The organism is Halopseudomonas sp. (assembly GCF_036961105.1).
Lineage (GTDB): Bacteria > Pseudomonadota > Gammaproteobacteria > Pseudomonadales > Pseudomonadaceae > Halopseudomonas.
In genome coordinates, this window is sequence record NZ_JBALWW010000001.1 from 294,714 (window position 1) to 313,273 (window position 18,560).

18 protein-coding genes and 1 other RNA gene are annotated in these 18,560 nt (G+C 61.3%); 11 read left to right on the forward strand and 8 right to left on the reverse strand.

Features of this window, described 5'->3' with window-relative positions:
- Window positions 1–202: 202 nt before the first annotated feature.
- A complete protein-coding gene (serA, locus tag V7756_RS01315; RefSeq protein ID WP_335608361.1) occupies window positions 203–1,432 on the reverse strand; it encodes a phosphoglycerate dehydrogenase in 1,230 nt (409 codons plus the stop codon).
- A 176-nt stretch (window positions 1,433–1,608) separates the two neighbouring features.
- Between serA and V7756_RS01320 the strand changes: the two genes are divergently transcribed.
- From V7756_RS01320 to V7756_RS01330, 3 genes are all read left to right on the forward strand, one after another.
- A complete protein-coding gene (locus V7756_RS01320) occupies window positions 1,609–3,000 on the forward strand; it encodes an FAD-binding oxidoreductase (protein WP_335608362.1) in 1,392 nt (463 codons plus the stop codon).
- A gap of 87 nt (window positions 3,001–3,087) precedes the next feature.
- Entirely contained in the window at window positions 3,088–3,756 is a 669-nt protein-coding gene (locus V7756_RS01325; RefSeq protein ID WP_335608363.1) for a fumarylacetoacetate hydrolase family protein, read from the forward strand.
- 135 nt (window positions 3,757–3,891) lie between these two features.
- A complete protein-coding gene (locus tag V7756_RS01330; protein WP_335608364.1) occupies window positions 3,892–4,656 on the forward strand; it encodes an SdiA-regulated domain-containing protein in 765 nt (254 codons plus the stop codon).
- A gap of 5 nt (window positions 4,657–4,661) precedes the next feature.
- Here V7756_RS01330 and rpiA read toward each other — a convergent pair whose 3' ends face one another.
- The gene (gene rpiA / locus V7756_RS01335; protein WP_335608365.1) at window positions 4,662–5,336 is read right to left on the reverse strand and encodes a ribose-5-phosphate isomerase RpiA; all 675 of its coding nucleotides are present in this window, start codon (window positions 5,334–5,336) and stop codon (window positions 4,662–4,664) included.
- A 137-nt stretch (window positions 5,337–5,473) separates the two neighbouring features.
- On the opposite strand from rpiA, the gene ilvA reads away from it, so the two are divergent.
- Complete coding sequence (gene ilvA, locus V7756_RS01340) at window positions 5,474–7,003, forward strand: threonine ammonia-lyase, biosynthetic (RefSeq protein WP_335608366.1); 1,530 nt, start codon at window positions 5,474–5,476, stop codon at window positions 7,001–7,003.
- Window positions 7,004–7,039: 36 nt separating this feature from the next.
- Here ilvA and V7756_RS01345 read toward each other — a convergent pair whose 3' ends face one another.
- Together V7756_RS01345 and V7756_RS01350 are read right to left on the reverse strand one after the other, a co-directional pair.
- Window positions 7,040–8,782: a diguanylate cyclase gene (locus V7756_RS01345; RefSeq protein ID WP_335608367.1), complete on the reverse strand. Its 1,743-nt coding sequence runs from the start codon at window positions 8,780–8,782 to the stop codon at window positions 7,040–7,042.
- A gap of 85 nt (window positions 8,783–8,867) precedes the next feature.
- A complete protein-coding gene (locus V7756_RS01350) occupies window positions 8,868–9,317 on the reverse strand; it encodes an EVE domain-containing protein (protein WP_335608368.1) in 450 nt (149 codons plus the stop codon).
- Between the two features lie 163 nt (window positions 9,318–9,480).
- Between V7756_RS01350 and V7756_RS01355 the strand changes: the two genes are divergently transcribed.
- A complete protein-coding gene (locus tag V7756_RS01355; RefSeq protein WP_335608369.1) occupies window positions 9,481–9,621 on the forward strand; it encodes a hypothetical protein in 141 nt (46 codons plus the stop codon).
- On the opposite strand, the gene V7756_RS01360 is transcribed toward V7756_RS01355, so the two are convergent.
- The 4 genes from V7756_RS01360 to V7756_RS01375 form a co-directional block, all read right to left on the reverse strand.
- Window positions 9,612–10,250 carry a 5-formyltetrahydrofolate cyclo-ligase gene (locus tag V7756_RS01360; RefSeq protein ID WP_335608370.1) on the reverse strand — a complete coding sequence of 213 codons (639 nt, stop codon included), beginning with the start codon at window positions 10,248–10,250 and terminating at the stop codon, window positions 9,612–9,614. The two genes, V7756_RS01355 and V7756_RS01360, sit on opposite strands and share 10 nt — an antisense overlap.
- A 4-nt stretch (window positions 10,251–10,254) precedes the next feature.
- Window positions 10,255–10,433: non-coding RNA, 6S RNA (ssrS, locus tag V7756_RS01365), on the reverse strand.
- Between the two features lie 85 nt (window positions 10,434–10,518).
- On the reverse strand, window positions 10,519–10,821 hold the full coding sequence (locus V7756_RS01370) for a cell division protein ZapA (protein ID WP_335608371.1): 303 nt from the start codon (window positions 10,819–10,821) through the stop codon (window positions 10,519–10,521).
- Window positions 10,818–11,036 carry a TIGR02449 family protein gene (locus V7756_RS01375; RefSeq protein WP_442908930.1) on the reverse strand — a complete coding sequence of 73 codons (219 nt, stop codon included), beginning with the start codon at window positions 11,034–11,036 and terminating at the stop codon, window positions 10,818–10,820. Before V7756_RS01375 ends, V7756_RS01370 begins: the two co-directional genes overlap by 4 nt.
- 239 nt (window positions 11,037–11,275) lie before the next feature.
- Here V7756_RS01375 and V7756_RS01380 point away from each other — a divergent pair, with 239 nt between their 5' ends.
- The 6 genes from V7756_RS01380 (at window position 11,276) to V7756_RS01405 (ending at window position 18,479) form a co-directional block, all read left to right on the forward strand.
- A complete protein-coding gene (locus tag V7756_RS01380) occupies window positions 11,276–11,848 on the forward strand; it encodes a UPF0149 family protein (protein ID WP_335608372.1) in 573 nt (190 codons plus the stop codon).
- 11 nt (window positions 11,849–11,859) lie between these two features.
- Complete coding sequence (gene pepP / locus V7756_RS01385; protein ID WP_335608373.1) at window positions 11,860–13,200, forward strand: Xaa-Pro aminopeptidase; 1,341 nt, start codon at window positions 11,860–11,862, stop codon at window positions 13,198–13,200.
- Window positions 13,197–14,387 carry a 2-octaprenyl-6-methoxyphenyl hydroxylase gene (gene ubiH, locus V7756_RS01390; RefSeq protein WP_335608374.1) on the forward strand — a complete coding sequence of 397 codons (1,191 nt, stop codon included), beginning with the start codon at window positions 13,197–13,199 and terminating at the stop codon, window positions 14,385–14,387. The genes pepP and ubiH overlap by 4 nt, the downstream gene beginning before the upstream one ends.
- Complete coding sequence (locus V7756_RS01395) at window positions 14,384–15,637, forward strand: FAD-dependent monooxygenase (protein ID WP_335608375.1); 1,254 nt, start codon at window positions 14,384–14,386, stop codon at window positions 15,635–15,637. The genes ubiH and V7756_RS01395 overlap by 4 nt, the downstream gene beginning before the upstream one ends.
- Before the next feature lie 117 nt (window positions 15,638–15,754).
- Entirely contained in the window at window positions 15,755–16,756 is a 1,002-nt protein-coding gene (locus V7756_RS01400) for an extracellular solute-binding protein (RefSeq protein WP_335608376.1), read from the forward strand.
- A gap of 91 nt (window positions 16,757–16,847) precedes the next feature.
- Window positions 16,848–18,479: an ABC transporter permease gene (locus V7756_RS01405; protein WP_335608377.1), complete on the forward strand. Its 1,632-nt coding sequence runs from the start codon at window positions 16,848–16,850 to the stop codon at window positions 18,477–18,479.
- Window positions 18,480–18,560 lie beyond the last annotated feature (81 nt).

Consider the following 18,560-nt stretch of genomic DNA (forward strand, 5'->3'; position numbering starts at 1 on the left):
GGAATATTACTGGGCTTTTATAACAGGCGGGCGATGTTCGGTTGAGTGTACAGCTGATGCACCACGCCATGGTAGGCAAGCCTTCGGCGTTGGCCACCCTAGGAACCCATGCCCGTGCGACTAACAAAAAAAGGGGGCGCAACCGACGTTGCGCCCCCTTTGGGTATTGCTGCAGCCCGGCACGCCAGGCTGATGGCTCAGCTTAGAACAACACCCGCACGCGAATGGTGCCCTTGACCTGCAGGATCTTCTCCAGCGCCAGATCGGAGTACTCGGCGTCGACATCCACCACCACGTAACCGACCTTCTCGTTGGTCTGCAGGAACTGACCACAGATGTTGATGCCGTTGGCGGCAAACACGCTGTTGATCTCGCTCATCACGCCGGGCACGTTCTCGTGAATGTGCAGCAGCCGGTGCTTGCCGGGGTGCGAAGGCAACGCCACTTCAGGGAAGTTGACCGAGGTGATGGAGGTGCCGTTGTCGCTGTAGCGCACCAGCTTCTCCGCCACTTCCAGACCGATGTTGGCCTGCGCTTCCATGGTCGAGCCGCCGATGTGAGGGGTCAGGATGCAGTTCTGGAACTCGCGCAGCGGGCTGACGAACTCGTCGCCATTGGCTCGTGGCTCAACCGGGAATACGTCGATCGCAGCGCCATTCAGGTGTTTGTCGCGCAGGGCCGAGGCCAGCGCATCGATATCCACCACGGTGCCGCGCGCGGCGTTGATCAGGATGCCGCCCTTCTTGATGGCACGGATTTCCTTCTCGCCCATCATCCACTTGGTGGCAGCGGTTTCCGGTACGTGCAGGGTGACGATGTCGGCCATGCCCAGCAGCTCGGTCAGCGAGCCGACCTGGGTAGCGTTACCCAGTGGCAGCTTGGTCACTACATCGTAGAAATACACCTTCATGCCCAGGCCTTCGGCCAGAACAGACAGCTGGGTACCGATGGAGCCGTAACCGATGATGCCGAGCTTCTTGCCGCGGATCTCGTAGGAATCGGTGGCGCTCTTCATCCAGCCGCCTTCGTGGCAGGCAGCGTTCTTTTCGGGGATGCCGCGCAGCAGCAGAATGGCTTCGGCCAGGACCAGCTCGGCGACTGAGCGGGTGTTGGAGTAGGGCGCGTTGAATACGGCAACGCCCATTTCCATGGCGGCATCCAGATCCACCTGGTTGGTACCAATGCAGAAGCAACCTACGGCAACCAGCTTGTGGGCATGGCTGAAGATGTCGGCGGTGAGCTGGGTGCGGGAACGGATGCCGATGAAGTGCGCGTCGGCAATGGATTCCTTCAGTTGCTCTTCCGGTATGGAGCCAGTGTGATACTCGATGTTGGTGTAACCCGCTGCCTTCAATGTGTCGACGGCAGTCTGGTGTACGCCCTCGAGGAGCAGAAACTTGATTTTGCTTTTGTCCAGCGAGGTTTTGGCCATGGTGTCAGTTACCCGAATGCTGATTGAGATGAGCCGAGCAAAGCCTTCTGCGATTTAGTCCGACAGAAGTGTCCTGTTTCGGAAGCCGCGTATGCTAGCATAATCTGCCTTTTTTGATGCCTGTGGCTGCATGAAATGTGCTCAGGCGCTGCATGAATTTCGTTTGAGAGCCCGCCATGACCCCAGAAGCCGTGATTGCTACCCTCAAGACCCTGGTTGAGCCGGACAAGGTCCGCGTTGACGCCGAATCACTCAACGCCTGGGGCAAGGACTGGACCAAGCATTTCGAGCCCGCGCCCCTGGCCATCGTATTCCCCAAGACCGTAGAACAGGTGCAGGCCGTGGTGCGCTTTGCCAATGAGCAGAAGCTGGCGCTGGTGCCCTCCGGCGGGCGCACCGGTCTGTCTGCTGCAGCCGTGGCGGCCAATGGCGAAATCGTGGTGTCATTCGACTATATGAACCAGATCAGCGATTTCAACCAGTTCGACCGCACCGTTGTCTGCCAGCCAGGCGTGGTCACGGCGCAGCTGCAGCAGTTCGCCGAAGACCAGGGTCTGTATTACCCGGTCGATTTCGCCTCTGCCGGCTCCAGCCAGATTGGCGGCAATATCGGCACTAACGCTGGCGGTATCAAGGTGATTCGCTACGGCATGACGCGCAACTGGGTCGCTGGCCTGAAAGTGGTAACCGGCACGGGCGAGCTGCTGGAGCTGAACAAGGATCTGATCAAGAACGCCACCGGCTATGATCTGCGCCAGCTGTTTATCGGCGCCGAAGGCACCCTGGGCTTTGTGGTGGAGGCGACCATGCGCTTGGAGCGCGCGCCCAAGAACCTGACCGCCATGGTGCTGGGTACGCCGGACTTCGACTCCATCATGCCCGTGCTGCACGCATTCCAGGACAAGCTGGATCTGACCGCCTTCGAGTTTTTCTCCGATAAGGCCATGGCCAAGATCATGGGCCGTGGGGATGTACCGGCGCCCTTCGAGACCGACTGCCCCTTCTATGCGCTGCTGGAATTTGAAGCCATCAGCGAAGAGATTGCCAACGACGCCCTGGCTACCTTCGAACACTGCGTCGAGCAGGGCTGGGTGCTGGATGGGGTCATGAGCCAGAGCGAGCAGCAGCTGCAGAATCTGTGGAAGCTGCGCGAGTTCATCTCCGAGACCATCTCGCACTGGACACCCTACAAGAACGATATCTCGGTCACCGTCGGCAAGGTACCGGCCTTCCTGCACGATATCGACGCCATCGTGGGTGAACACTACCCCGATTTCGAGATCGTCTGGTTCGGTCACATCGGTGATGGCAATTTGCACCTGAATATCCTCAAACCGGAGAATCTGTCCAAGGATGAGTTCTTCGGCCAGTGCGCCAGGGTCAACAAGTGGGTATTCGAGATTGTCGAGAAGTACAACGGTTCCATCTCCGCCGAGCACGGCGTGGGCATGACCAAGCGCGACTATCTGACCTACAGCCGCAGCCCGGCGGAAATCGCCGTGATGAAATCGATCAAGGCGGTGTTTGATCCCAACGGCATCATGAATCCGGGCAAGATTTTCAGCTAAAAGCGGCAAGCGTCAAGCCCCAAGCTGCAAGCAAGCGGGGGCTGCGCTTTGCCTCCATCTGCATACCGCGGCTTTTGGAGAACTCTGATGAATTACCAGCACCACTACACTGACGGTACTGCGATTGATTTGCCCATGGGCAAGGTGGTTTGTGTTGGTCGCAATTACGCCGAGCATGCGCGTGAGCTGAACAACCCGGTACCCACCGAGCCGCTGCTGTTTATCAAGCCGGCCACCTCGGTGGTGCCAATTGGTGAGGAGTTGGCCCTGATTCAGGGGCGCGGGCCGGTGCACTACGAGACCGAGATTGCGCTGTTGATCGGTCAGCCACTGACTGGCGAGGTGTCTGAGGCTCAAGCCAGCGCAGCGATTGCCGGTGTCGGCCTGGCGCTGGATCTGACCCTGCGTGAGTTGCAGGATCAGCTCAAGGCCAAGGCGCATCCCTGGGAGCGGGCCAAGTGTTTCGATGGTGCCTGCCCCCTGACGCCCTTTGTGCCAGCGGCCGAGGCGGGTGAGCTGAGCGAGTTGTCATTGCAGTTGGAAATCAACGGTGAGCTTCGCCAGCAGGGCACGGCGGCGGAAATGATTACACCGGTACTCGCGCTGCTGCGGCATGTCGCCACCCAGTTCACCCTGTTGCCGGGCGATGTGGTGATCACCGGTACCCCGGCGGGGGTGGGGGTGCTGAATCCTGGCGATCAATTGCAACTGGCCATGCCGGGCAAGTTACAGGTCACCACGCGTATCGCCGGCTGACCCGACTTGAGAAAACGGCTGATAGGTCTGCTTTTACTCTTGCTACTGAGCGCGTCCGCGCTGCATTTGCTGCACCTCGACAGTTTGCTCTGGCATGCCTGGCGCCTGGATGCACAGCCCCCCCAGAGCGCGAGCATGCGTCTGGGCAATTATCGTGTCGAAATTGAAGGGCATGAGGTAGTTGGGCTGCAAGACGATCTTTCCTCGCTAACCTACAACCGCGAGAGCAACACCCTGTTTGCCACGCTTAATCGCGAGCCGCTGCTGGTCGAGTTGAGCCTGGAGGGTGAGCTGCTGCGCAAGGTGCGCGTTAACGGCGTGGAGGACATGGAAGGTCTCACGCATGTAGGCGGCAATCGTTATGTGGTAGCCGAAGAGCGTACGCAGCGATTGCTGATTCTGGATGTGCCGCCGCAGGCTTTGGACGTTGCAACGGACGCCGCCGCCAGCTTGACCATCGGCATGGATCTGAACGGCAACAAGGGTTTTGAGGGGCTGTCATGGGATCACCGCAGACAGCGGCTGCTGGTCGTCAAGGAACGCGACCCCATGCGCGTGCTGTCGATCACCGGATTTGTCGATGCGCGGCCGGGGGAGCCCATGCAGGTGGCGATTCAGGAGCTCGAATCATCCGATTCGCCACGGCTGTTCATGCATGATCTGTCGTCCTTGAGTACGCACGATGAAACCGGTCACCTGCTGTTGCTGAGTGATCAGTCGCACATGGTTGTGGAGTACAGCGAGACGGGCAGGCCGCTGAGCCTGCTGGGCTTGTGGCGCGGTATGAGCGGCCTGCAGAAAACCGTACCGCAGGCCGAAGGGTTGTCACTCGACAGTGCGGGCCGGCTGTATCTGGTCAGCGAGCCCAATCTGTTCTATCGCTTTGTGCCCGGCAAGTAGAGCGCTCAAGAGCGCTCCAGCGCTTTCACCCCGTCCTTGGTGCCCAGCAGCAGTACATCGGCCGGGCGCGCGGCGAAAAGCCCGTTGCAGACCACGCCGACGATAGCGTTCAGATCGCTTTCCAGCTGCTGCGGATTGACGATCGACATGTTGTAGACATCGAGTATCACGTTGCCGTTGTCGGTCACGCAGCCTTCGCGATAGACCGGATCACCGCCCAGCTTGACGATTTCGCGCGCCACATGGCTGCGCGCCATGGGAATCACCTCGACTGGCAGCGGGAAGCTGCCCAGCACCGGCACCAGCTTGCTTTCATCGGCGATGCAGATAAAGGTTCTGGCCACGGCCGCGACAATTTTCTCGCGCGTCAGTGCGGCGCCGCCGCCCTTGATCAGCTCCAGCCTGTCGTTGCTCTCATCGGCACCATCCACGTAAAAATCCAGATGGCTCACGCTGTTCAATTCGTACACGGCGATGCCGTGGCTCTTCAAGCGCTCGGCGGTCGCTTCCGAGCTGGCGACGGCGCCATCGAAGGCCAGTTTGTGTTTGGCCAGCGCGTCGATAAAGCAATTGGCGGTGGAACCGGTGCCCACGCCTATCACGCTCTTGTCGTCCAAATACGGCAGCAGACGCTCCACGGCGGCCTGGCCTACGGCCTGTTTCAGTTCGTCCTGGGTCATGGTCGGCTCCTCGGGGCTGGAAAGGGTGCTGGCAAAAACGCGGATTATACGGGGTTGCCATGGCTGGCGTGTAGTCGCGATAGCGCGGATTCGCTAGACTGGCCGCTTTTATCCCCCGGAACAAGCTGACCTCACCCATGCTGCAAAACCCGACGCTTGAAACCTACGTCAAGAAAATCCTCTGCTCACGTGTCTACGACGTGGCGGTTGAAACCCCGGTGCACGCCGCGCCTTTCCTCTCCGAGCGCCTGGGTAACACCGTATTGCTCAAGCGCGAAGACCTGCAACCGGTGTTCTCGTTCAAGATTCGTGGCGCCTACAACAAGCTGGCGCAGCTGACCGACGAGCAACGGGCTTGTGGCGTGGTGGCGGCTTCGGCCGGCAATCATGCGCAAGGCCTGGCCTTTGCTGCCCGGCATATGGGCGTCAAGGCGACCATCGTGATGCCGCGCACTACGCCGGAGATCAAGGTCAAGGCAGTGCGCGCCCGCGGTGGCAAGGTGGTGTTGCACGGTGATGCCTTCGACGAGGCGCTGGCCTACTCGCAGAAGCTGGTTAAGGAAAAGGGCTTCGTCTACATCCATCCCTACGACGATCCTGACACCATCGCCGGCCAAGGCACGGTAGCGATGGAGATTCTGCGCCAGGTGCATTCCGGCATAGATGCCATCTTCGTACCCGTGGGCGGCGGCGGCCTGATTGCCGGTATCGCCGCCTACGTGAAATACCTGCGGCCCGAGATCAAGGTGATTGGCGTCGAGCCGGAAGATTCGGCGTGCCTCAAGGCGGCGATGGCCGCCGGCGAACGTGTAGTGCTGAGCCAGGTCGGACTGTTCGCCGATGGCGTCGCCGTGGCGCAGATTGGCGAACATACCTTCGAGGTGTGTCGTCACTACGTGGACGAGGTGATAACCGTCACCACCGACGAAATGTGCGCGGCAATCAAGGATATCTACGACGACACCCGCTCCATCTGCGAGCCCGCCGGCTGCCTGGGCGTGGCCGGGATCAAGAAATACGTGGCGCGCGAAGGTTGCAGCGGCAAGGTGCTGGTCGCTATCGACTCTGGCGCCAACGTCAACTTCGATCGCCTGCGCCACGTCGCCGAACGTGCCGAGATCGGCGAGAAGCGCGAAGCGCTGCTGGCGGTCACCATTCCCGAGAAGCCCGGCAGCTTCAAGACCTTTTGCGAAGCCATCGGCAAGCGCGCCATTACCGAATTCAACTACCGCTATCACAGCGGCAGCGAGGCGCACATCTTTGTGGGTGTGCAGACGCACCCGGAACTGGACCCGCGCGACCAATTGGTGGCGCAGTTGAGCAAGCAGGGTTTCCCGGTGCTGGATCTGACCGACAACGAGCTGGCCAAGCTGCACGTGCGGCACATGGTCGGTGGGCATGCCGAGCAGGTGACCGACGAGCTGGTGTTCCGCTTCGAGTTCCCCGAGCGCCCTGGCGCGCTGTTCAACTTTCTCAACAAACTGGGCGGGCGCTGGAATATCTCGATGTTCCATTACCGCAACCACGGCGCGGCCTATGGCCGGGTAGTGGCCGGATTGCAGGTGCCGCAGGAAGAAAGGCACCTGGTGACCCAGGCGCTGGAGGGTATCGGCTACCAGTACTGGGATGAGACCGATAACCCGGCCTACCGGTTGTACCTGGGTTAGCAGCCGCCAGAGCCGCACCTAGAGACCCTCCTGGAGCTATAGCCCTTCGTTCGGCTCGGCGCTGCAGGTGCGATTGCGGCCCTCGTCCTTGGCTCGATACAGGGCCGCATCGGCCTGTTTGATCAGGTCGTGCGGACCCCATTCCGGCATGGGTTGCAGGCTGGCGGCGCCGATACTCACGCTGAGTAGCCCGCTGGCGTTGCTGGTTTCCGGGTGCGGCAACGCCATCAATGCCACGGCTTCATGAATGCGCTGGGCCACTTTCAGGCATTGGCTCGGGTCGGCGCCCGGCAATATCACCGCAAACTCTTCGCCGCCGTAGCGGCACACACAGTCGCCCTCGCGCATCAGGCAATTGTTCAGTGCATTGGCCAGGCGCTGCAGCGCGTCGTCACCGGCCTGGTGGCCGAGGTGATCATTGAAGCGTTTGAAGTGGTCTACATCCAGCATCAGCAGGCCCAGTGGCGCGTTGTCGCGGCGTAGTCGGCGCCACTCGCTGAGCAAGGTCTTGTCGAAATAGCGACGGTTATACAGGCCGGTCAGGCCATCCTGGTTGGATAGCCGTTGCAGTCGCTCGGCGATCTCCAGTTGCTCGCTGTTGTTGCGGCCCACGCAGATCAGATAATCTCGGCCCAGGCGACGCAGATGTCGCACGCTGATTTCCAGCGGGGTCAGTTTGCCATCGCGCCGGCGTACGTGCTGCTGGAAAATGGCGTTGCCCTGATCGTGAATGAGTTTTTTTACCGCATGCAGCCAGGAATCCGCGTCGGGCATGATGTCGCGCGGCGCAATGCTGGCCAACTGACGCAACTCCTCCTCGGTGTAACCCAGGCTCTGCCAGCAGGTGCGGTTCAGATAAACCAGCTCCTGCGGGCGCAGGCCGATGATGAACAGGGCATCATGACTGTGGTCGGTCATGTCGATGATCAGTTTCAGGCGTGCCTGATTGTGTTGCAGGCTTTCTTCGGTCGCCTGGCGTCGCACCACTTCGGCCTGCAGCTGGCGGTTGGTGCTTTTCAGTATCTGGTTGCGGCGAGCAGCCTGCAGGGCCAGCCAGAGCGAATAGCACAGTAGCAGGGCCGCCAGGCTGCCACTGATCATGATCATCAGGGGCAAGTGGGTAGTGGCGGTGGCCAGCAGATGACGGGTGGGGTGCACCACCAGCATGAAGTTGTGGTTTTCGCCCAGTTCCACCGGGCTGGATACGCTCCAGCTGTTGGTAACCTGGTCGTTGGTGGGGCGGTTGATCAACGTCTGGCCGCGCGCCTCCAACTCGACACTCAGCCGATTGGCTTGCAGGTTCTTGAGCAGGTCGGCGAGCAGCACCTCAACGCGAAAGATGCCCAGCAGAAAACCGTCAAACTCCGTGCCCGTCTCGGTCTGGCGATATAGCGGGACGTAATAGGCCAGTCCCTGACCGCCCTGGACCAATTGAAAGCTGTTGCTCAGGTGCGCAGTTGCAGTGCGTTCCACCTCGGCCAGCACGGCATAGTTGGGGTGCTCTGGACCATAGACAAAATCGACGGCGGCTTCATTGCCGGCCAGCGGTTGAACCCAGCGCATGCGGTAATCACGATCAAGCCACTCGATCGCCTGAAAATTCTCGAAATCGCGCAACAGGCGGTTGGCTTCGAGCTGCAGGCGAGCGCGGGCCTGAGTCTGCTCTGCAGCCAGCAGCGCCTGCCAGAGATAGAAAATGGCAAACAGCAGGGCAACAAGAAGCAGGACTATCAGCGTCAGGGCGTGCTTGGGGTGGCGGGCGGCTGAGCGAACTGGCATGGCTGCACTCTGTGGATGTCGGTGTACTGATAGCACAATGCTGCCATTTGAGCCAGTGGTCGCGACAGCCAGGTGGCTCTTGCCATCATATGGCCGTAGTCAGAATGGACCATTGCTCCGCGCTGACCGGCATCACGGACAGGCGATTGCCCTTGTGCAGCAGGGGCAGATCCTCAAGGCCTGCAAGTTGTCTGATCTCGCTCAACATCAGAAGTTTCGGGAACCTGCTGGTGGCCACAACATCCACTGCTACCCAGGGTAGTTTCTCAGCGCTGGCTTTCGGGTCGTGATAAGGGCTCTCGGGGTCTAGCGCGGTCCGGTCGGGGTAGGCTTGGCTGACAATCTCGCCGATGCCGGCAATGCCGGGCGGCTGGCAACTGGAATGATAGAAGAAAAAGGTGTCTCCGGGCTGCATGCCGCGCATGAAGTTACGCGCCTGATAATTGCGCACCCCGTCCCAGGGTGCCTGTCCCGCGGCGATCAGGTCGTCGATGGAAAAAGCGTCCGGTTCGGATTTCATCAGCCAGAAGGCCATATATATAGCTCCTTGATATGTCTGGTCTTGACATTCTTGTCTAAAGGTTATAAATGACACCCACTGTTGCGCGGGTTTTTCGTCCTTCAGCTCACAGGGGGCAGGACAGTAAAAAACGCGTACAGATCAATAATAGATTGCCGGATAGTGGAGGAGGCAACGCGTGCGACGCAAACCAGATATGTTGTGGGTTTTGGTAATCGTTTTCGGTCTTGGGGTGGTGACTACGGGGTATACCCAGAGTTACCTGGAAAAGTCCTCGGCGCGCGAAGCGCCGGCCGAGCCCTCCTATGATTACCCCTGATTATCCTCGAGCCTGAGCGGCATCCGCAGGTCGGGGCGCAGCAACAATAACTCATGGTCGGTGGCGATGCCGTCCAGCGGGATATCCCAACTGGCCGCCGGCAGTGCTTCAGTCTTCTGACACTGATGCGCCAGCCCGATCAGCGCTGGCCGCCGCCAGCTCGCTCGCCTGTGCCTGAAGGCAAAACTGCGGTCATAGAAACCGCCGCCCATTCCCAGCCGGTTGCCAGACTCATCAAATCCCACCAGCGGCATCAATACCAGATCAAGGCGCCAGGGTCTGACCTGCAGCTTGCGGTTGGGTAGCGGCTCACGTATGCCATAGCGGTTACGCGTCCAGCGCTGCTGGGGTAGCAGGCGTTGAAAGCTCATCCGGGTGCTGGGCCAACGGTGCAGCACTGGCAGATAGCAGTGCTTGCGCAAGCGCCGGCAGCGGTGGAGCAGAGGAAGGGGGTCTATCTCGCCATCGGCAGCCAAATAAAAGGCAATGTGGCGGCTACGTACAAACAGGCTGGTTTTGCTCAGACGGCGCGTCAGCTGCTGGCTGGCGCGTCTTTGTTCGACCCGACTCAGGCTGCGGCGAGCAGTGCGCAAGTGTTTGCGTAATTGCTTGCGAGAGTCGGGTGTCATGGAAAAGGTCCCCAGAGTGCCGCTGCCGGGTTAGCCCTTGAACCCGAAAGTTCAAGGTGGGGGACACGGCGCTGCCTCAGGCTTTCCGTCATGCGGACATGCACACTGGCAACAACGCGTGGCCTCCTGGTACAGGAGTATCGGCTCAGGGACATCTCCGACTGGCCAACACCCCAGGGATGTTGCCCACTATACAGAAAACCCGGTTGGACTTCGATGCCGATGGGAAAATTGCTGACAAGACGGAAGGTTCTGACGCTCGCCAAACTCAGTTCTGGTGGTTTTCCAGTGCCTGATCAAGCCGCTTCACCAACTCGCTGATCTGCGCCTTCTGATCGTCCAGGGCGCCGCTCTGATCGTGGTTGCCGGTCAGCATCTCATGACTGATGTTCAGCGCCGCCATCACGGCGATGCGCTCCACGCCAATGACCTTGCCGCTGTTGCGGATGTCGCGCATGGTGGTGTCGAGGTGGCGGGCGGCCTGCTCCAGATTGCTCCGCTCTTCCGGCGGGCAACTGACGCGATACTCCTTGTCGAGTATGTGCAGGATGACAGTCAGGGGTTGGCTCATGAGTCGTGCTCCAGGGATTTGAGACGCAATATCATGGCTTCGACCTTCTGACGGGCCAAATCGTTCTTTTCGATTAACTGTACGCGTTCATCCCGCCACAGACGCTCCTGCGCAAGCAGGTGCTGATTCTGCAATTTGAGCTGGTCGCAGAGGTCGATCAGTTGGGTAATGCGTTGTGCGAGGGCGTTGATATCGGGTGCGTCCATTGGTGCCATTCTGTCTTCCCGGTGTTGAGCCACTATAGAGGCGGCCCGCAAGGTGGTCAAACCTCGCGCAATGCACTATTGGATTGGGCTTGCCTGGGGCGGGCGGTAGATTTACCCCGGCCTGGGCAGGCACAATAGAGCCACATTAGTTCATCTGCTTCGAGCGTCCGCATGCAGGCCATAGCATACCTGTATTCCCAAGCCGCAGCAGTGCCTGTTTCTCATTTGCCGGAGGCCCGGAAACCACTATGGCTTTGATGCCCGCCGTTTTTGACTATGATCGCTACGCCCAGCTCTGCAGTGAAGTGGGGGCGGTGGTGCGACCGGCCGAACTGCATGGCCATCTGACCGGCCGCCTGGCAGCGGGCGCCCGTCTGGACCATACTACCTGGCTGACTGTGGCGCAGGAGTTGCTCGACGGCACCAGCACGCTTGCCGAGGCCGGCAAGGTGGCGTTGATCCAGCTCTACGACGCCAGCCTGGCGGAACTCACCGGCAGCGGTTTTGATCTTACGCTGGTGCTGCCCGATGACTCGGCTACCGTGGACCACCGCACTGAGGCACTGGGCGAGTGGTGTGAAGGCTTTCTCGCCGGCTTTGGCCTGGTCGAGCGTAGCGGCGAACTGAGCGAAGAGGCCGACAGCGTGCTGCGCGACTTTGTTGCCATTTCGCAGGTGCAGACCGATCTGGATGAATCCGAGGCCAACGAGGTCGACTTCATGGAAGTCATGGAATATGTACGCATGGCGGCGCTCATGGTGTTCAGCGAATGCCAGCCGGCCAGCAACGAGCAGGATACTCCCCCCGCATCACTGCATTGATCGAGGTCTTCATGCAAATCAGCAAGCAGGACTACGCTCGCCGCCGCAAGGCGCTGATGAATCAGATGGAAGCCAACAGCATCGCGATTCTGCCCGCGGCGCCCGTGTACATTCGCAACCGTGATGTGGAGCACAACTACCGCCAGGACAGCGACTTCCAGTACCTCACCGGCTTCCCCGAACCGGAGGCCGTGGCCGTGCTGATCCCGGGCCGCGAGCATGGCGACTACGTGCTTTTCTGCCGCGAAAAGGATAAAGAGCGCGAGTTGTGGGATGGCTACCGCGCCGGCCAGGAAGGCGCGGTCAGCGAATACGGCGCCAGCGATGCCTTTCCGATTGCCGATGTTGACGACATCCTGCCCGGTCTGATCGAAGGCCGCACCCGGGTCTATTACGCCATGGGTGCCAACCCGGAGTTTGATCGCCGGCTGACCAACTGGATCAACCTGATTCGCAGCAAGGCACGCCTTGGCGCGCAGCCACCCAACGAGTTTGTCGCGCTGGATCACCTGCTGCATGACATGCGCCTGTACAAGAGCGCGGGTGAGCTGAAAGTCATGCAGTGCGCTGCGGATATTTCCTGCGAGGCGCATACCCGGGCCATGCAGGTGTGTCGCCCCGGCATGTACGAATACCAGCTCGAAGCCGAGTTGCAACACAGCTTCATGCGCCACGGCAGTCGCTCGCCGGCCTACTCTTCCATTGTTGCTGCCGGGCGCAACGCCTGCATTTTGCACTACACCGAAAACAATGCGCAGATTCGCGATGGCGACCTGGTGCTGATCGATGCCGGCTGCGAGCTGGATTGCTACGCCAGCGACATCACCCGCACCTTCCCGGCCAACGGCCGTTTCAGCCCCGAGCAGCGGGCCATCTATGACATAGTACTGGCCGCGCAATATGCTTCTTTCGAGGCCATAGCGCCGGATCGCAGCTGGAACGAAGCCCACGACGCCAGCCTGCGGGTGATTACCGCCGGCCTGGTGGAACTGGGGCTGCTCAAGGGCGACGTCGAGGAGCTGATTGCCAGCGAGGCCTATCGGCGCTTCTACATGCACCGTGTGGGCCACTGGCTGGGCATGGATGTACACGATGTGGGCGAATATCGCGTGGGCGGCGTCTGGCGCGCGCTGGAGCCGGGCATGGTGATGACGGTCGAGCCGGGCATCTACATTTCGCCCGACGACGAGACAGTGCCGCGCAAATGGCGCGGTATTGGCGTGCGCATCGAGGATGACGTGGTGGTCACCAAAACCGGTTGCCAGGTGCTCACCGACAAGGTGGTCAAGGATCCGGACGAGATTGAAGCGCTGATGGCTGCGGCCCGGGAAACCGAGGCCGAGCCCGCGTGAACCGCCTGATCAGCATTGTCGGTGGCGGCATGGTGGGCGCCAGTCTGGCGCTAGCCTTGCAGTCCCATGCCCGTGAGCGCGGTTGGCAGATGCAACTGATCGAGGCGCAACCGCCCGGCAGCGGCGAGATACAGCCAAGCTATGATGCGCGTTCCACCGCGCTGTCGCACGGTAGCCGACTGCTGCTGGAAGGACTCGGCGTCTGGCCGGCGCTGGCTGGCAAGGTCGAGCCGATTGCGCATATTCATGTGTCGGATCGGGGCTATCCCGGAGTAACCCGGCTTTCGGCCGCCAGCGAAGGGGTGCCCGCGCTGGGCTACGTTGCTGAAAACGCCGTGCTGGGCGAGGCGCTGTTGGGCGCGCTGGATCATTCCGTGGTCAATTGGCAGGCGCCGGCGCGAGTGACCGGCATTCGGCCTGCCACCGAAGGGCATCAGCTTACAGTGGCGAGCGAGCAGGGTGAAACGCAGCAACACGCCGATTTGGTGATCATCGCCGATGGCGGACGATCCGGACTGCTTGAACAATTGGGTATTCACCGCCACAGCCGGCCTTATGGCCAGACGGCGGTCATCGCCAATATCACCAGCTCGGCCGGGCACGCCGGTGTGGCTTATGAGCGCTTTACCCGCAGCGGTCCGCTGGCGCTGTTACCCATGTCGCAGCGCCGCAGCGCGCTGGTCTGGACGTTGCCGGCGGGGGAGGCCGCCGCAGTTGCGGCGCTGCCAGACGCAGAGTTTCTCGTCCGCCTGCAGGAGGCCTTCGGCTTTCGTATGGGCGCGCTGAAAAAAGTGGGCCTGCGCCACAGCTATCCCTTGAGCCTGATCGAGGCCGAAGAGCAGGTGCGCTCCGGGCTGGTGGTGTTGGGCAATGCGGCGCACAGCCTGCACCCCATTGCTGGTCAGGGTTTTAACCTGTCATTGCGTGATGCCATGGCGCTGGCTGACCAGTTGCTCAATAGCGGTGTTGCCGAATCGCCAGGTGATTTGCGGGTGCTGCAACGCTATCTGCAGCAGCAGCAAAGTGATCAACGCCAAACCATCGCCCTCAGCGACTGGCTCACCCGGCTGTTCAGCAACCGCCGCCCGGTACTCACGGCTGGGCGCAACCTCGGCTTGCTGGGAATGGATATAGTGTCGCCACTCAAGTCGGTCTTCGCCCGACAGGCCATGGGGTTGAAAGGATGAATACAACAGCGCCGCAGCAGGATTCCACTCAAGCCTTTGATCTGCTGATTGTCGGCGCCGGTATGGTGGGCGCGGCGCTGGCCTGCGCCATGGCCGATTCGCGCCTGCGCATCGGTTTGCTCGACAGCCAGCCGTTGCAGCCCATTCCGCGGGCCACCACACCCTCGGGTTTCGACCCGCGCGTGAGTGCGCTGAGCGCCGCATCCGAACAGATACTGAAGAACCTCGGCGCCTGGCAGCATTTAGGCCCTGAGTCGGTTTCGCCCTACCGCAGCATGTGCGTATGGGATGCCGAAGGCACTGGCGAGGTGCGCTTCGCCGCGCAGGACCTGGGCGAGCTGCGTCTGGGCCATATCGTCGAGAATTATCAGATCCAGAACGCCCTGCTGGCGCAATTGGTCACCAGCGGCGTTACCCTGCTGCCCGGCCTCACCGTGCAGGGCCTGGTGCGCGAAGATACCGGCTGGCGCGTCGATTGTACCGATGGGCAGCGCATGCGTGCTCCGCTGGTGGTGGCGGCGGACGGCGCGCGCTCACGACTGCGCGAACTGGCCGGCTTTGCCATGCGGGAATGGGATTACCTGCACCATGCCGTGGTGACCACGGTCACCCTCTCCGAGCCACACCAGCACACCGCCTGGCAGCGCTTTCTGCCCAGTGGCCCGCTGGCTTTTCTGCCGCTGCCTTCGCGGGGCGGCCAGCATTACTGCTCGATTGTCTGGTCATTGCTGCCCGAGCGCGCTCAGGCAGTGATGGCGCTGGATGATGCGGCTTTCTGCGCGGCGGTGACCGAGGCGCTGGAGGGACGTTTGGGGCCGGTGCTCGCGGCGGATCAACGCGTCAGCATTCCGCTGCGCCAGCGGCATGCCAAGCATTACGCTATGCCTGGCCTGGTGCTGGTGGGCGATGCCGCGCACAGCATTCATCCGCTGGCGGGTCAGGGCGTGAACCTCGGCTTCCTGGATGCCGCCGTTCTGCGTGATGTGCTCTGCGCCGCACTGGCGCGTGGTGAAAGCCCGGCGGGGCTGGACGTGCTGCAGCGCTACGAGCGCGCGCGCATGGGTAACAACCTCGCGGTCATGGCCGCCATGGAGGGCTTTGAGCGTCTATTCCATGCGCAGGCCTTGCCGCTGCGCTGGTTGCGCAATGCCGGCATGAAGATGTTCGATCAGGCGCCGATGATCAAATCCGAGGTAATGCGTCGGGCGATGGGGTTGAGCGGCGAGCTGCCCACGCTGGCGCGCCCCTGAATGTTTCACGCGCTGGTGCAATGCCCTGCAACAGTCGCGCGTTTGCCAGGCTAAACCTTAATCATTATCATCTGCTGTCGTTGCTCACCATTCATTTCTCTCGCAAGAGGCTTCGCCATGTCAGTGATTCGCAATGCCGCCGTAATGGGGCTGGTCTTCAGCACCCTGAGCGGCCTGGCCCAGGCCAAGGAACTGGTTGTCTATTCTTCACGCCAGGATCATCTGATCAAACCGGTCTTCGATCTGTATACCGAGAAAACCGGTACCCAAATTCAATTCATCACCGACAGCGAAGCGCCCTTGCTGGCGCGTCTCAAGGCCGAAGGCGCCAACACGCCCGCCGATCTCCTGATCACTGTAGATGCCGGTAACCTCTGGCAGGCCGAGCAGCAGGGCGTGCTGCGCGAAGTAAAATCTGACGCAATCGAGGCCAATATCCCGGCGCAGTACCGCTCCGCAGAGGGCTACTGGACCGGTTTGTCGCTGCGTGCCCGCACCATCGCCTACTCAACCGAGCGCGTTGATCCAGCCGATCTAAGCACCTATGAAGCGCTGGCCGACAGCGAGTGGAACGGCCGTCTGTGTCTGCGCACCGCCAAGAAGGTCTACAACCAGTCGCTGACGGGCACCATGATCGAAACCCTGGGCGAGGAGCGCACCGCAGAAGTACTCCAGGGCTGGGTCAACAATCTGGCTACCCCGGTCTTCCCTGATGACACCGCGCTACTGCAGTCCATTGCTGCCGGCCAGTGTGATGTAGGCATCGTCAACAGCTACTATTTCGGTCGTCTGGAAGTAGCCAATCCGGATATTCCGGTCAAACTGTTCTGGCCTAACCAGGATGGTCGTGGCGTACATGTGAACATCTCCGGCGCCGGCGTTACCCGCCACGCCAAGCATCCCGAAGAAGCCATCGCCTTTCTGGAATGGCTGACCACGGAAGAAGCGCAGCGCATCTTTGCCGATGTGAATCAGGAATTCCCGGCCAACGAGTCGGTCAAGCCGTCGGAAGAGGTAGCATCCTGGGGCGAGTTCAAGGCCGACAACATCAACGTGGAAGTGGCGGGCCGGCGTCAGGCTGAAGCCATCATGATGATGGATCGCGTTGGCTGGCATTGATCGTAACAAAGCCTTGATCGGCTTTTGCCGATATACTGCACGCCCGGTCGATTGACCGGGCGTTTTTGTTTCAGTGTCTGCAGGAGTTGCCGTGCTGCACCCTTCCATCCCCGACAAGCGTCGCTGGCGACTGCTGGCCTACAGCGCCGCCGCACTGGTGCTGATGCCGCTATTGGTACTGGTGCTGAGCTGGAACAGCCTCGACCTGGCAATCTGGACGCACCTGTTGCAGACGCAGATGGGCCGCTTGCTGAGCAATACTCTGGTACTGGTCGTGGGCGTGGCCACCGGGGTGGTACTGCTGGGCGTGAGTCTGGCCTGGCTCACCAGCTTGTGCGAGTTCCCGGGTCGGCGCTGGTTCGACTGGGCGCTGATGCTGCCCTTCGCCATACCGGCCTACGTGCTGGCATTCGTGATGATCGGGTTGCTGGATTTTGCCGGCCCTCTGCAAACCCTGTTGCGCAGCTGGCTGGGCAATGATTTTCGCATGTGGCCGATTCGTTCCACCGGCGGCGTGATTCTGGTGCTGGTGCTGGTGTTCTATCCCTACGTGTACATGCTGGCGCGCGGCGCCTTTCTGGCCCAGGGCCGCGGGCTGCTGGAAGCGGCGCGGGTGCTCGGCCACTCACCCTGGCAGGGGTTCTGGCGCGTGGCGCTGCCCATGGCGCGCCCGGCCATCGGTGCCGGCGCGGCACTGGCAGTAATGGAAACCCTGGCAGATTTTGGCGCCGTCTCGGTGTTCAACTACGACACCTTCACCACCGCCATCTACAAAACCTGGTATGGCTTCTTCAGTCTGCAGACCGCGACCCAACTGGCCAGTCTGCTATTGCTCTTTGTGCTGGTGGCGCTCTACGCCGAGCGCCGGGCGCAGGGCAGCAAGCGCTTCCCCGGTGCCGAGCGACCGCGGCAGGGCGCGCTCTACCGGCTGCGGGGCGCGCGCGGCTGGCTGGCGTTCGGTTTCTGTCTGCTGGTATTGAGTGTCGCCTTCATCATTCCGGTGCTGCAGCTGCTCTACTGGTTGTTCAGCAGCGGCAAGAGCGATCTGGACAGTCGGTACTGGATGCTGATTCGCAACACCCTGCTGCTGGGCGGCATTGCCGCCCTGGCCACGGTTACAGTAGCCCTGTTGCTAGTATTGGCGCGGCGCCTGCAACCGCTGCGCCGCGTCCGTTCGGCGGTGGCCGTGGCCAATCTGGGCTATGCGCTGCCGGGCTCGGTGCTGGCGGTGGGTATCATGTTCGCCTTCAGTTTTGCCGACAACCAGTTGCTGATCCCGCTGCGCCTCTGGCTGGGTGCAGAAAGCCCTGCGCCCTTGCTGCTGGGCAGTCTCTTTGCCTTGCTGCTGGCTTATCTGATTCGTTTCATGGCGGTAGCCAGCGGCCCGCTGGACGCCGCCCTGGCGCGTATTCGCCCGGCACTGCCGGAGGCGGCGCATAGTCTGGGGCACTCCGGTTTCAGCGTGCTCTGGCGCATCTATCTGCCGCTGCTGCTGCCGGGCATTCTCAGCGCCGCGCTGCTGGTGTTTGTCGATGTGCTCAAGGAAATGCCTGCTACGCTGTTGATGCGACCTTTCGGCTGGGACACCCTGGCTGTGCGCATCCACAGCCTGACCGCCGAGGGCGACTGGCCGCGTGCCGCTCTGCCGGCGTTGAGTCTGGTGCTGGCTGGCCTGCTGCCGGTGATAGTGCTGATTCGCCGCTCGGCCCGGCGTCCGGGCTAACGAGCACCGGGTGCACCGCTAATCGCAGGCCTGGCGCAAGGGCTGCACAGCGTAGCGGTTTGCGGCTACAATCCCGGCTTT